Origin of the sequence: Bradyrhizobium sp. 160 (assembly GCF_023073735.1) — a bacterium.
Lineage (GTDB): Bacteria > Pseudomonadota > Alphaproteobacteria > Rhizobiales > Xanthobacteraceae > Bradyrhizobium.
This window is the reverse complement of sequence record NZ_JADPKD010000008.1, coordinates 26,942-40,178: the sequence shown is the minus strand read 5'-3', so window position 1 is coordinate 40,178 and position 13,237 is coordinate 26,942. Positions and strand designations below refer to the sequence as shown.

At 62.6% G+C, this 13,237-nt stretch carries 17 protein-coding genes and 1 pseudogene; 9 read left to right on the top strand and 9 right to left on the bottom strand.

Annotated elements, in window-relative coordinates; translation table 11 throughout:
- Nucleotides 1-52: 52 nt before the first annotated feature.
- The gene (locus tag IVA98_RS02895) at nt 53-391 is read right to left on the bottom strand and encodes a DUF8220 family protein (RefSeq protein ID WP_247334667.1); all 339 of its coding nucleotides are present in this window, start codon (nt 389-391) and stop codon (nt 53-55) included.
- A 513-nt stretch (nt 392-904) separates the two neighbouring features.
- Here IVA98_RS02895 and IVA98_RS02890 point away from each other — a divergent pair.
- Both IVA98_RS02890 and IVA98_RS02885 read left to right on the top strand, forming a co-directional pair.
- Nucleotides 905-1,147 (top strand): hypothetical protein, encoded by a 243-nt coding sequence (locus tag IVA98_RS02890; protein WP_051056887.1) that lies wholly within the window; start codon nt 905-907, stop codon nt 1,145-1,147.
- A gap of 806 nt (nt 1,148-1,953) precedes the next feature.
- A complete protein-coding gene (locus tag IVA98_RS02885; protein ID WP_247303505.1) occupies nt 1,954-2,436 on the top strand; it encodes an SgcJ/EcaC family oxidoreductase in 483 nt (160 codons plus the stop codon).
- A gap of 126 nt (nt 2,437-2,562) precedes the next feature.
- Here the strand turns inward: IVA98_RS02885 and IVA98_RS02880 are convergent, their stop codons facing one another.
- From IVA98_RS02880 to IVA98_RS02855, 6 genes are all read right to left on the bottom strand, one after another.
- Complete coding sequence (locus IVA98_RS02880) at nt 2,563-3,267, bottom strand: GrlR family regulatory protein (protein WP_247334665.1); 705 nt, start codon at nt 3,265-3,267, stop codon at nt 2,563-2,565.
- Nucleotides 3,268-3,524: 257 nt separating this feature from the next.
- Nucleotides 3,525-3,674: a hypothetical protein gene (locus IVA98_RS02875; RefSeq protein ID WP_007609497.1), complete on the bottom strand. Its 150-nt coding sequence runs from the start codon at nt 3,672-3,674 to the stop codon at nt 3,525-3,527.
- Nucleotides 3,675-3,858: 184 nt separating this feature from the next.
- Entirely contained in the window at nt 3,859-4,680 is an 822-nt protein-coding gene (locus IVA98_RS02870; RefSeq protein WP_247303510.1) for a tetratricopeptide repeat protein, read from the bottom strand.
- Nucleotides 4,681-4,712: 32 nt separating this feature from the next.
- Nucleotides 4,713-5,399, bottom strand: a complete 687-nt coding sequence (locus IVA98_RS02865) for a substrate-binding domain-containing protein (protein ID WP_247303512.1) — start codon at nt 5,397-5,399, stop codon at nt 4,713-4,715.
- 18 nt (nt 5,400-5,417) lie between these two features.
- The gene (locus IVA98_RS02860; RefSeq protein ID WP_247354264.1) at nt 5,418-6,119 is read right to left on the bottom strand and encodes a GrlR family regulatory protein; all 702 of its coding nucleotides are present in this window, start codon (nt 6,117-6,119) and stop codon (nt 5,418-5,420) included.
- Nucleotides 6,120-6,313: 194 nt separating this feature from the next.
- The gene (locus IVA98_RS02855; RefSeq protein WP_247334663.1) at nt 6,314-7,348 is read right to left on the bottom strand and encodes a glutamine synthetase beta-grasp domain-containing protein; all 1,035 of its coding nucleotides are present in this window, start codon (nt 7,346-7,348) and stop codon (nt 6,314-6,316) included.
- Nucleotides 7,349-7,728: 380 nt separating this feature from the next.
- Here IVA98_RS02855 and IVA98_RS02850 point away from each other — a divergent pair, with 380 nt between their 5' ends.
- From IVA98_RS02850 to IVA98_RS02825, 6 genes and pseudogenes are all read left to right on the top strand, one after another.
- Complete coding sequence (locus IVA98_RS02850) at nt 7,729-7,872, top strand: hypothetical protein (protein WP_247303519.1); 144 nt, start codon at nt 7,729-7,731, stop codon at nt 7,870-7,872.
- A gap of 16 nt (nt 7,873-7,888) precedes the next feature.
- Nucleotides 7,889-8,092 (top strand): DUF2735 domain-containing protein, encoded by a 204-nt coding sequence (locus IVA98_RS02845; RefSeq protein ID WP_247303565.1) that lies wholly within the window; start codon nt 7,889-7,891, stop codon nt 8,090-8,092.
- Nucleotides 8,093-8,370: 278 nt separating this feature from the next.
- On the top strand, nt 8,371-9,114 hold the full coding sequence (locus tag IVA98_RS02840; RefSeq protein ID WP_247303521.1) for a tyrosine-protein phosphatase: 744 nt from the start codon (nt 8,371-8,373) through the stop codon (nt 9,112-9,114).
- Nucleotides 9,115-9,136: 22 nt separating this feature from the next.
- Nucleotides 9,137-9,816 (top strand): annotated as a pseudogene (locus IVA98_RS02835) (SDR family oxidoreductase).
- Between the two features lie 112 nt (nt 9,817-9,928).
- On the top strand, nt 9,929-10,615 hold the full coding sequence (locus IVA98_RS02830) for a DUF2161 domain-containing phosphodiesterase (RefSeq protein WP_247303524.1): 687 nt from the start codon (nt 9,929-9,931) through the stop codon (nt 10,613-10,615).
- Nucleotides 10,616-10,700: 85 nt separating this feature from the next.
- Nucleotides 10,701-11,006, top strand: coding sequence for a hypothetical protein (locus IVA98_RS02825; RefSeq protein WP_015686575.1), 306 nt, complete (start codon nt 10,701-10,703; stop codon nt 11,004-11,006).
- A 60-nt stretch (nt 11,007-11,066) separates the two neighbouring features.
- On the opposite strand, the gene IVA98_RS02820 is transcribed toward IVA98_RS02825, so the two are convergent.
- Together IVA98_RS02820 and IVA98_RS02815 are read right to left on the bottom strand one after the other, a co-directional pair.
- Complete coding sequence (locus IVA98_RS02820) at nt 11,067-11,672, bottom strand: GNAT family N-acetyltransferase (protein ID WP_247303525.1); 606 nt, start codon at nt 11,670-11,672, stop codon at nt 11,067-11,069.
- A gap of 150 nt (nt 11,673-11,822) precedes the next feature.
- Nucleotides 11,823-12,224 (bottom strand): PaaI family thioesterase, encoded by a 402-nt coding sequence (locus IVA98_RS02815; protein WP_247303527.1) that lies wholly within the window; start codon nt 12,222-12,224, stop codon nt 11,823-11,825.
- A 118-nt stretch (nt 12,225-12,342) separates the two neighbouring features.
- Here IVA98_RS02815 and IVA98_RS02810 point away from each other — a divergent pair, with 118 nt between their 5' ends.
- Entirely contained in the window at nt 12,343-13,125 is a 783-nt protein-coding gene (locus IVA98_RS02810; protein WP_247303529.1) for a cobalamin-binding protein, read from the top strand.
- Nucleotides 13,126-13,237 lie beyond the last annotated feature (112 nt).

The following is a 13,237-nucleotide window of genomic DNA, read 5'->3' as shown; positions in this document are numbered from 1 at the left end:
CCGACATTCAGCTCTCGTTGCCGAACGTCAGCCTCGGGCCAAATGCAGACGCTTAACGTTTGCTGGCAAAGAGCTTGCGCTGCGCGAGATTTACGTAGGAATCGGGCCAGTCGACCTCTCTCTTGGATGCCGGAAGATATCGCTTCCGGTCCGCGTACTCGTAGTACAGCGTTCCGTGGATACCTTGCGCTTCGCGCTTCAAAATAGGGCGCTCCCATACGGGCGACAATATTCGCAAAGCCTGCTCTTCCCCTACGCGTTCGGTAAAGTCCTCGACCAACTCTATGTCTTGGCCCGCGCCGGAAAAGATGGCAGCGAACTCATCATCAGTCGCTTGAAACAAGCTGAACGTCGCGTTCACCGCGCGATCTATGATCTGAATGTTCTTCAAGCTCCGCTCCCCGGAATCCGCAACCATAGGCTCTCTAGTACCGATCTCCCAAAGTCCGCAATGGGTCAGAAGCACCCGTCAACGCAACCATCGTACAACGTCCGGTTTCCCGCAGACAGCCGACATGGGGCGGCCCTTTCGTTGTTCAACTGAGGGCCAACAGCGGAAGTCGCGCACATTCGATCAGCGTTGCCGCAGATAAGTCCTTGGCTCCGATTTCATTTCGGCAGCCCGGGGCAATGTGCCAGCATGCCGGTTGATGGAAACGCTGTTCGGGGATGAAAAAAAGGAGCTTCCGATTTCGGCGCAGCGGAGTTGATATCCCACGGGATCACCACGTGGTGCCCTGACCTTCCGCCGCCACTGTGGGGCCAAGTCGCTCGGGCGGTGGTCGCATGGTGGTCGGCGCACGAGACGGAAAGTTCCACTCCGGCGGCCTGCCTGTGACTGCGCCCGTACAGGCAAATCGCGGAGCGACGCTCCGACGTCGGCTTTTCGGGGAGCACAAGCATCATGGATGAAATCCTGCGTTGGGTGGCGACAGTCGGCACGATCGGCGCCGGGCTGATCCTAGCTGCCCGGGCGCGGCCACTCATTACCGGCTGGGCCTTCGTCGTGCTGAGCGGTGCATCGGTGATCTGGATCGTCGTCGGCTATCTAACAGCGGAATATGCGCTGATGGTGCAAAACGTGGTGGTGACACTTATCAACGTGTTCGGCGTCTACCGATGGCTGATCTGGAAAGGAAATGTGTGAAAACGGTCTGCCTGCGCGCTCTGCCGCCCTCGCGCGCACAGGTCAAGCTTAGCTCGGCGGCCTCTGTCCGGTCTACCTCGCACAGCCGACACGGCGACGGCTCACCCGGTGTTTCGGCTCGGGGCCACAAGCGGAGCTCATATGAGTGTCAACCTGATGGCAACCATAGGCAAGAGAGTATGCGAGTACAAACAGGTTGACAATCATAGATTGCCACCCCGTCTCGCGATAAGCTTGCCTCTAAAAAGGGATCTCAATGAGCAGCAGTCGCATCGCTGCGCTACTTCTGATGACAATCGCTTTGCTGGTGGTCGCAATGATGCTCGAGTCCTATTGGGATTGTCGCCTTCAGAAACGGCGATCCATGACAGAATGCATGCCCGGCCGCCCAGGACCGACAGGACTTTATTGACTAGACGGATTAGACCAGCGTGAATGCATTGACGGATGGTAGTCTCCACAACAGACCTGCACGTCTCGGCCAAAGTTTGATCGTCGCAGATGACCGCCCCCAATGGATGATGACATCGACGATAGTGGATGGCGATTAGCCAGTTCTGGCTTCCTCAGAGAAGAGTGACGCCGCTCGGGCCGGTGCAGCGCAAGCCTGCTTTGGGTCAAAAGCGCCGGTCGAGGCAAGCATGGCGCGGCGTCCGGTTTACCGCCCATAGCCGACATTACAACAGGATCAGCATGGCTCGGCTAAGGCCCAACACGGATGCCGAACAGGTTGCCGACTTGGCTGCGCCAAATTGCAGGTTACGATTGAACGCTTTTCAAGCCACCAAATGCTCGGAGGTTGCCCAATGACACGACAACTTGCTTTTTTGATGCTTTCAACAATTTTGGTCTCGGCTTCTGTAAATGCTCAGGACGGGCAGCGAGAAGCGGCCATTCGCGCAATCGTCTCAGATCAATCAGCCTCATGGAATGCTGGTAACGCCGCAGAGTTTTGCCAATCGGCCGCTCCTGATATCTCAGCGTTCAATACGTCGGGAGCGGACATGTCCGGCAAAGCGCGTTTTTGCCAACGGCAACAGCAAATTTTGACTGGCATTTTCAAAGGCACCACGAAGAAGCAAACAATTCGGCGGCTACGCTTCATCACGGACGACGTGGCAATTGTAGACATTGATAATGAAATACATGGTCTGATGACCACACCAAGCGGTGCGCCAGTGACAGGCGATGGTGTAAGTAAGACACTCTTGATGGAAGTCTTTGTTAAACGGGACGGTCGCTGGTTGATGGAGGCATTTCACAACGTCGACGTTGCGGCACCAAAATAAGCGCGGCGGTTGGTCACAAACAGACTGATTTTTCCGCCTTGGGTCACTTGCTGACATCGCTGGGAACGACACGTAAAGCTCGCTTCACCCGAGCAAACGGACATCCGATATTTGTGAGTAGACCCCCTACGCGCGCCGCATCAGCTTCAGCGAGGCGGCAAGGCGCAGGCTGCGCTTGCCGGCGAGCGCGATGCCTTCGAGCTCGCCGCTGTCTTCCGTGCAGGTCCCCGAGAAGCCGATCCCCACCTCCAGGCCGCCAAACACGGGATTGTCGTCTTTCGCCGGCGTATGCTCCTGGTTCAGCATCTCGCCCTTCCAGCGGCCATCCGCCGAGGAGTAGGAGCCGAGATAGTAGAAGAACGCATCGCCTCCGAGGATACGCCCGTCCATCAGCAGCATCACGCCGGAGAGGCCGGCCTCGACGCCGTCGAGCGCGCGAAGGTGAATGGAGTACAGCCCGTTGACGATACCGCCGGGACCGACGGTGCCGCGCGGCGGCAGCGCCCCATCATCGAGCGGCGCGAGGTTGGCCCAGAACACGCTGCCCGGCATCGGATCGGCCTTGCCCTCGAACAGGATCGTCGATCCCTCCGTCCTGCCGCGGACCTTGATCGCGGCGATATCAGCGCCCATCAGCGGCTTGTCATTGGGATCGTCGTTGTGGCGCTCGGTGATGACATTGGCTTCGATCGCGCCATCCCTGACGTCATAGGTCCCAAGATGCGCAAAGGCGGAATTGCCGCCCAGCAGCTTGCCGTCATGCATGCACATGATGCTGCGGCCGAAGGCACCGTTGATGCCGTATTCAACCTTGTAGAGCCCGTTGAGCAACGTCTTGAACCCAAAAACCGAAAAAGATTTACGGGCTAGCTAGCATCGTCGCCGCATTGAAGTCATCGGCTTTTCCGCGCAGGCCCGTCCGCGACCGACCGCCGTCATGATGCCATTATGCACCTGTTTTGCCCGACGGAGCAAGTCGCCTTCGGAGTAGCCGAAATTCCACAAGCTTTTCAACCCCATCGCTACTGTGCATGGGGTTGTTTTCGCATGTTTTGTCTTGCCGGCTCCTGGACGGCATTCGCCGGCCATCAATGCCGCTTGAAGTATTGCACCTCGCGCTCGTGCTTCTCGGCCGCCGCGCGGCTCTTGAAGGTGCCGAGATTACGCCGCTTGCCGGTCTTCGGGTTCACCTTGCGCGAATAGAGGCGATATTCACCGGATGCCAGTTTGCGGATCATGGTTGCATCTCCCAGTCTGCCCATGGCAACGACCGGCGCATGGTCCAGTTCCCGGGCACCCGGCTGTCTCGAGACCGCCTGTCACGACGCCCGCAACGATCTCGCCGACCACTTGAATGAGCCGAGCCCCCTAATCACATCGCGGTCCGCCGGAGCGCTCGAATCTTCCGAAGGGAGAGGCAAATTAGAAGCACAGTGTGGTGACGAGCTTGCCCTGCTTGTCCTTGATCGCATAGGGACAGCGCAGCCGCTCCAGCGCCTTCTTGGCGTCATCGTCGCCGAGGGCTGCGGCGCGTTCGTAATAGGCCTTTGCGGCGTCGTTGTCCTTCGGCCCGCCGCGGCCTTCCTGGGCGAAGGCGCCCATTCGCTCCAGCGCGCCGGGATGATTTTGCGCGGCCGCCTTCTCGAACATTGCGCGCGCAGCGACATCGTCCCTCTCCCCGCCATTGCCGCTCGCCAGCATCAGACCGAGTTGGTACTGCGCCTCCGCATTGCTTTCGGCGGCCTTGCCCAGCAGCGCACGCGCCCGCGCAGGATCGGCGGGCGCGCCGCCACTTGCGCCGCCGAGCGCGGCGAGATTGCTGACGCCGCGAGGATTGCCGGCCTGCGCCGCCCTCTCGAACAGTTTGCGCGCTTGTGCTTCGTCCTTCGCGACGCCAGAGCCTGTCCCGTAGGCGACGCCGAGTTCGACCATCGCTGCGCTCGATCCCTTGTCGGCGGCCTTGCGCAAGGCAGTGATCGCCTCGCTCGTCTGCCCGTTGGCCGCATAGGCGCGGCCGAGCGCGAACATGGCGCGGCGCGAGGAGGATGCGGCCTGCTTGCAGAACTTGATGGCCGTCCCGACGTCGGAGGAAGCGATCTCCGTCACGCCCTTCACGTCGGCCGGCTTGTCGGGATCACTGGGATCGGCCGCCACCCGGTCGCACAGCACGAGATCGGCCGACTGCGCCTGTGCCGCCAGCGGCACGGCGAGCGTCAGGAGAGTTGCGAGGAGATAAGCGCGCATGGCCACTACGTTGCGTCCCCGCGCCGGCACATTCAAGGCTCCAGCCCCGATTGGCGGAGGACAGGAACGGCCTCGGGCGATGCCAGATAGCGCAGCAGCCTATCGGCAGCTTCGGCATGTGTCGCATTCGTCATGCGGCCGGCGGAGAACACCGCCGGCGTCTGCAAATCATGAGGGATCGGGCCGACCACCTCGATGCCGCCAACCTGCTTCAGTTCGCTGATCTGCTGCACGGCGAGATCGGCCTCGCCACTGACGAGCCGCTCCGCTGTAAAGCCCTGCTGCACGATAATGGCTTTGGCGTTGATCTCCGGCGCGATGCCCAGCCGCTGGATCAACTGCGCAAAGTAGATTCCGCTGGCGCCAAGCCGCGAGTAGGCGACGCACTGCGCCGCAAGCAGCGTCTTGCGCAGCGCGGCTTCGGTCGCGATATCGGGATGCCTCTGTCCTGCGCGGACGGCGATGCCGACATAGGAACGCGCGAGGTCAGCCGCGCTATCGGCGACCACGCGGCCCTCAGCGATCGCTGCGTCGAGCCCCTCGCGGGTGAGGATGACGAGATCGGCGGCCTCGCCGTCGCGGAGCCGCTTCAGCAGCGCCTGGGTCGGCGCGAAGTCGGCGTCGATGCGGACGCCCGTCGCAGTCTCATACGCAGACGACAGGCTGCGCATCGCGCCCATCAGGCCGAGCGTCGAGAGCAGGCGAACGAAATTGTCCATGTGCTTATCCCGTGGCGCTCAGGCGCGGTGCATCAGCTTGAGCGCGGCGGTCAGGCGCAGGCTGCGCTTGCCGGCGAGCGCCGTTGCCTCCAGCACCGCCTCTTCCGCATGGTAGCGGCCGGAGAAACCAATGCCGACTTCGTGGCCGCCGAAGATCGGATCGTCCTTGGCCTGCGTGTGTTCCTGATTGAGGATCTGGCCCTTCCAGCGGCCGTTCGCGGCGGTGTAGCTGCCGAGATAATAGAACGCCGCATCGCCGCCGAGGATGCGACCCTTGTTGAGTAGCATCACGCCGGTGAGGCCGCCATCGAGACCGTCGAGCATGCGCAGATGCATCGAATAAAGACCATCGATGATGCCGGCTTCGCCGACGCCGCCGGCGACCGGCACCTCGTCTGCGGTGATCGGCGTCATGACCGACTGGAAGGGTACGCCCGGGAGCTCTTTCAGCTCGCCCTTGAAGCGATAGAGATTGCCGTCGGCCCAGCCCTTCGCGATCAGGGTCGCATCGTCGGTGCCGGCCATGGCGCGATAGTTCGGATCGGGGTTGTGGCGGACGGTCTTGATGACGACGTCGACGCCGCCATCGGTCTTGTCGTAGGTGCGGATATGGGCGAAGGCCGAATTGCCGCCGAGCATCTTGCCATTGCCCGCGTGCATCACGCTCCGGCCGACCGCGTCGCCGAGCTGAAATCTCACCTTGTAGAAGCCTTCAAACACCAGCCGTGTCCCCGGCTCTGCGCATCCGGGCGCACTCTCCCGCATTCCAACGCGATCGACAAGCTTGACGCAGGAAGCGGCCGGCAGGCCACAGGAGAGCTGTCATCAAAAATGCAGAAATCCGCCGGAGCCCTGCAGCTCCGGCGGATTTGAGACCAACCCGGGCCAGCCCCCTAGCCCGGGGCGGAAGGATCTTAGGCCGCGGCCTTCTTGTTGGTCGGCACGGATGAGATCGTCTTCAGGATCTGTGAAGCGATCTGGTAGGGGTCGCCTTGCGAATTCGGACGACGGTCTTCCAGATAGCCCTTGTAGCCGTTGTTGACGAAGGAGTGCGGAACGCGGATCGAGGCGCCGCGGTCGGCCACGCCGTAGCTGAACTTGTTCCAGGGCGCGGTCTCGTGCTTGCCGGTCAGACGCTTGTCGTTGTCCGGGCCGTAAACGGCGATGTGGTCCATCAGGTTCTTCTCGAACGCCGCCATTAGCGCCTCGAAATACTCCTTGCCGCCGACTTCGCGCATATAGGCGGTCGAGAAGTTGGCGTGCATGCCCGAGCCGTTCCAGTCGGTGTCGCCGAGCGGCTTGCAGTGGAACTCGATGTCGATGCCGTACTTCTCGGTGAGACGCAGCATCAGGTAGCGGGCCATCCACATCTGGTCGGCAGCGGTCTTGGAGCCCTTGCCGAAGATCTGGAATTCCCACTGGCCCTTGGCGACTTCCGCGTTGATGCCTTCATGGTTGATTCCGGCAGCGAGGCAGAGGTCGAGATGCTCTTCGACGATCTTGCGGGCGACGTCGCCAACGTTCGAGTAGCCGACGCCGGTGTAATACGGACCCTGCGGGGCCGGATAGCCCGAGGACGGGAAGCCGAGCGGACGACCGTCCTTGTAGAAAAAGTACTCCTGCTCGAAGCCGAACCAGGCGCCGGGATCGTCGAGGATGGTGGCGCGCTTGTTGGATGGATGGGGGGTCTTGCCATCGGGCATCATGACTTCGCACATCACGAGCACGCCGTTGGTGCGCGCGGCGTCCGGGAAGACGGCGACCGGCTTCAGCACGCAATCGGAGCTATGACCTTCGGCCTGCTGGGTCGAGGAGCCATCGAAGCCCCAGAGCGGAAGCTGCTCGAGCGTCGGGAACGACGCGAATTCCTTGATCTGAGTTTTGCCGCGCAAATTCGGAGTCGGCGTATATCCGTCGAGCCAGATGTACTCGAGCTTGTACTTGGTCATTGAGCCTCTCTGTAGATGATGCGAAAGGTTGGGGGCCCTGGGGGTCCCCGCACGTTTGTACCCGGCCACCATCGGCCGGCCCCTTACAAGCATTTTACGTGCCAAAAGGCCGCACTGCGGCGTATTTTCCAGCGCGGTCGGCGCCGGCTTGGAGCTGACAGACCGGCCCCAACAATCTGCGTCATAGCCGCGCACCTTAGCGTGAAGCTGCACCGCAAAAATCCCGGCAAAAGCGCCCGATTCTGAAGCAGGCGCCACAATGCTGAACGCTGCCGATGAAACGCGCATCAAGGCCCAGCAACTTTCGTAAAGTCCTACCCCACTGCCTAGCAACCTTTGGAATAGCCCAGCCGTTGGTCAGCGACGCCGTGCCTTAGGAGATGCAGCAGACCATCTGCCTAGAAATTGGGCGGCAACTGATTTCCTTTTCAGCACTTTCCAATTCGGGGGGCGCCGCCGATATGGAGATTTCAGTAACCACAATCGAACGAGTCGGGCGCACCATGGAGGCCAAGGCGCTTTGACCAAGGAGAAATCGCAATGATGAACAATGGTCTGAGTCACGGAACTGCGAAGATCTACCAATTCCCTGCCGGGGGCCGCGCAGCTCTTGGGGGACGCCGCTATGGCGAGACCCGTCTTCCCGCGGATCATGCTTCGCTTCCCACCAACGTCTCGATATGCAGCGACAGTTGGTATCACCAGGACGCGGTGGACGAAGCCAAGCCGAAATGGGATCGCTGACGATACCGTCGCGCTCTCGCAAACGCCGGCGGCAGTTCAAAAATGGGTCGAAGCCACGGTGTTTCGGCCCTTTTTGATTCCTGCAGATACAAGGCCGTTCAGATCACCGCGCAGGCCGTGACCGGCCGCTTCAGATGTCTGATCGTCATGGCCCCGGTCCTGGCCGACAGCATGGCGATGGCCAAAACAATGGCCTTGTGTCGGCCCATGATCGGCCTCTGTAGTATCCTCAAGGCCGCCGCAGCGCGTCCGGTGGAACCACAACCCAAGCTGATCTCATGTCCGACTCCCCTGCCCGCCACCTCGCCCTGCAAGGCGCCAGCAATTTTCGCGATCTCGGCGGCTATCCGACCACCGACGGCCGCATCACGCGCTGGCGGCAGATCTTCCGCTCCAACCATCTCGGCGACCTCACTGCAGCCGACATCGAGATCGTCCGAGCGCTGGGGGTGCGAAGCGCCTTCGATTTCCGTGGGCTGGAGGAGCGCGCGGCCGGCGTCTGCGTCGTGAACGAGATCACCGTGCACTCACTGCCGATCGAGCCGACCGTCGTCGCTGCGCTGCGCGCCGAACTCGCTCGGGGCACGCTGACGGCACCGGTCGCGCTGGAGATCATGCGCGAATCCTATCGCAACTACGTTCGTCACAACACGCACAGCTTTCGCAACCTGTTCGGCCATCTCCTGGAAGATCGCGCGCCGCTCGTGATTCATTGCACGGCGGGCAAGGACCGCACCGGGTTTGCCAGCGCGCTGATCCTGCATGCCCTCGGCGTACCCGATGACGTCATTGCCGAGGACTACCTGCTCACCAACCAGCACTACAAGCGCGATGCGACAGCTGCGATCGATCTGCCTGAGGACGTACGCAATGCCATCGGCAGCGTCGAAGCCTCTTACCTTGCTGCAGCGTTCGAAGCCGTCGGCCAGGAATATGGCGATATCGAAACCTATTTGCGCGACGGGCTCAAACTCGGCGCGGCCGAACGGACTGCACTGAAGGCGCGTTATCTGCAATCGTAGGCGGCGTGCCGGGAGAACCATGATGCAAGGCAGGGTTCTGATCGTGACTGGCGCGCGCGGCGCGCTCGGCAAGGTCGTTGCGGAGATTGCGCAGTCGCGCGGCGCGCGCACGGCCCGGATCGATCACGCGGCTTCACAAGGCTCCGCAACGCCTGAAAGCATCGAGATCGGCGGCGTCGACCTGACCGATGCGACACAGGCGAAGACGGCGATCGAGGCGGCGGCAAAGCACTTCGGCAAGCTCGATGCGCTGATCAACATCGCCGGCGGCTTCGCCTTCGAGACCGTCGGCGACGGCGATGTTGCGACCTGGCAACGCATGCATGCGCTGAATGTCCTGACCACGCTCAACACCTCGCGCGCGGCGCTGCCGCATCTCGCCGCCTCCAAGGCCGGCCGCATCGTCAACATCGGGGCGATGGGTGCGCTCCAGGCAGGCTCCGGCATGGCCCCTATGCGGCCTCGAAAGCAGGCGTGCATCGCCTCACCGAGGCACTCGCCAATGAGTTGAAAGGCAGGGTCACCGTGAATGCGGTGTTGCCGTCGATCATCGACACCAATGCCAACCGCGCCGACATGCCGAAAGCCGACTTCTCCAAATGGGTGACGCCGCAGGAGCTCGCCGAAGTCATCCTGTTTCTCGCCAGCGACGCCGCGAGCGGCGTCACCGGCGCGCTGATTCCGGTGGCTGGGCGGGTGTAGGCGGATCGCGTTCCGAGGCTCTGCCAGATGGCAATGATTCAATCGGAGCCGAGAAGGCTCTAAACTGCCTGCAACTGATTCTCCGATCGGACGTCACACACGGAACTTGTCTTTGGAAACCGCGCTCTATCTGCCCGTCAAACGCTTCCTCGAAGAGCTCGGCTTCACCGTGAAGGGGGAGATCGGCGGCTGCGATCTCGTGGGCCTCAGCGCCGGCGATCCACCTGTCGTGGTGATCGGCGAGCTCAAGCTCGCCTTCAATCTCGAGCTGATCCTTCAGGCGGTCGACCGCGCGCCGGCCGGCGACGAGATCTGGATCGCCGGCAAAATGTCGGCCCGCGGCAAAGGGCGCGAGAGCGATGCGCGCTACCGCAACCTGTGCCGCCGGCTCGGCTTCGGCATGCTCGGGGTCACCGATCGCGGCCAGGTCGAGGTGCTGGTGAAGCCGCCGACGGCGGCGCCGCGCCGCGAGCCGAAAGTGCGCTCGCGCCTTGTCGCCGAACATCAGCGCCGGCAGGGCGATCCCGTGCTCGGCGGCAGCACTCGTGCCCCGATCATGACGGCCTACCGGCAGCAGGCGCTGGCCTGCGCCTCCGCCCTCGCCGAAGGCCCCCGGCGAGTGAGCGAGTTGCGCGAACGCTGTCCCGATGCCGGCAAGATCTTGCTTAACAATGTGTATGGCTGGTTCGCACGTGCTGAACGGGGAATCTACGGGCTCACCGAAGCTGGGCACGCGGCGCTGAAACGCTGGCCACAGCAAGGGATTGAACTCGGTGCAGGTATCGCGTCACCGCCCTGACGTGCATAGCTGAGATGCCACACCGATTCCATATTGCAATGCAACATTCGCGGCACTAGGTATCCCGGCATCAAACGAGGCCGTTATGAGCGCAGACTGGAACACCAAATATGGCACGCGGCGCGTGCGTCACGATCCGCCCACCCTGGACGAGGCGATCTTCGCCGCCGTCGGCATCACCGACGACCAGGAGCAGCAGGCCGAGATCGCAGCAGCGCTGATGGGCATGCCGCTCGATGTCGTGCAGGCCGAGGTCAAGAAGCAGGCCCGCACCAACAGCCGCATCACCGCAACCCGCGTGATCGCCGGTGAACAGGGCGCGCAACGTTCCGTGGTGGTCGAGCGCCGCGTCGTCCGCCGTTTCGGCAACGACAAGCGCACCGGCACCTGAGCGCTCGTTTCCTACCCAGACTGTGAAAAGCGGACCGGCCTTGCCGGTCCGCTTTCTGTCTTATGCGGCGCGACTGCCGTACATGCTGGAGATGATCTTCCAGCAGGTCGAGTTGAAGCTGAGCAAGGCCCGGCCGGCTGTGAAGGGCGAAGCCGCGAGATCGGCAAGCTCGGCCTCGGTTGTCTTCGTGAGGTCGATCGTCCCAGTCGATTCGCCGTGGCGGAAAGCCAGATGCGCACCGAACTTCCTGGCGAGCGCCCGCATGGCGTGGTTCTCGGCGCCGGTGGTGATGCGCAGGCGCTTATAGCCCTTCCAGCGCGCTTCCGCGATCAGACGGCGGAACAGTACGGTGCCGACGCCCTGACGGCGCGCGGAAGCCTCCACGCTGAAGGCGACCTCAGGCAGCGAATCATCCTCCGGCGGATGCAGCTCGGCCGCACCGCGGACCATGCCATCGACAATGTAGGCGACGATCACGGTGCCGTCGTCGGCGCAGCGGGCGGCATAACGCTCGATGAAGCTGTCGTCGAGAAAACCGTTGAAACGGTCGTGCCGGCTTGCGGGATCCAGTCTCAGCAGATGGTCGCGCAGGAGCGGCAATTCTTCCTGCTGGATCAAGGTCCGCACATAGCCCGGAGCGGTGCGGACGGTCTCTTCAAGTACCACGTCAAAACTCCTCTTGGTGTCCCTCGAGGAGGCGTTCGAATCCCTAGGCCGCCTATATTGTGCATCGCAACAAGCTTTTCAAGATGCGAGACTGCCCAAGTAAGTGGCACCGGATGCGACTATTTCGTTAACAAAATCAAGGCCCCCCATTCATAGGAGGATGAGCTGCGTCTGGGTCACGATGGCCACAAGCTTGCCGTCCTCGGTTTCCAGCCGGGTGGTCCAGACCTGGGTCCGCCGGCCTCGGTGGACCGGGGTGGCGGTCGCGATCACCGTGGTTCCCTCCCTGGCCCCACCGATGAAGTTGGTCTTGCTTTCCAGCGTCGTGGTGCCTTTGGCGTCGTCCGGCAGGTTGATCACGGTCGCAGCCGCACCGACGGAATCCGCCAGCGCCATCACCGCGCCGCCATGAATGGTGTGATGAAGCGTGCAGAGGTCGGGCCTGACCGTCATCCGCGCCACCACGCGGTCCTTGTCGGCCTCGACGAACTCGACGCCTTTGAGCTCGGCGAACGGCATCTTCATGACTTTAAGTTTCTCGAGCGGCGTCATCGGATCTCCTTCCAATTCCTTGTTGTCTCAACGTGAATTGCTTCGTGCGGCAAAGCAATGACGTCCAAGGTAATGGGCGGGCTGACATCGGCGCCGACATTGTGCATAGGCTGCTCGCATGCGCCACTTCCCCCCGCACCGCATCGTCTGCCTGACCGAGGAGACGGTCGAAACACTCTACCTGCTCGGCGAGCAGGACCGCATCGTCGGCGTCTCCGGACATGCCGGGCGCCCGCCCCAGGTGCGACGGGAGAAGCCACGGGTGTCGGCGTTCGTCTCGGCCGACATCCCAAAGATCCTGGCGCTGGAGCCAGAGCTGGTGCTGGCCTTCTCCGATCTGCAGGCCGGCATCGTCGCAGATCTCGTCCGCGCCGGTGTCGACGTCCACGTCTTCAACCAGCGTGACGTCGCCGGAATCTTGGCGATGGTCCGCACGCTTGGTGCGCTTGTCGGTGCGGCCGAGCGCGCGGAGAACCTCGCGCAAGGTTTTGAGCGACGCCTCGCCGCGATCGCGGCAACGCCCCGGCCCTCGGCGCGGCCGAGAGTCTATTTCGAGGAGTGGGACGATCCGCTGATCTCGGGCATCGGTTGGGTCTCCGAGCTGATCGAAATCGCCGGCGGCGCGGATGTGTTCCCGGAGCTGCGATCGCGGCAGGCGGCGAAGGACCGCATCGTATCGGCGGAGATGGTGCGCGAGGCAGCGCCCGATGTGATCCTCGCCTCGTGGTGCGGCAAGAAGGTCGTCCCTGCCCGTATCCGCGCGCGCGACGGCTGGGGTGAGATTCCGGCGCTGCGCAACAGCCGCATCGTGGAAATCAAGTCGCCGATCATCTTGCAGCCGGGACCGGCAGCGCTGACGGATGGGCTCGATGCGATCGTGATGGCATTGTGGGGGACGTGATCCCTCCGCCGTCATTGCGAGCCAACGGGTCCGCGCGCAGCGCGGCCCGATGACAGGCTCCGCGAAGCAATTCAGGCTGCCTCTGTGGAAGGATTCTGGAATGCTTCGTCGC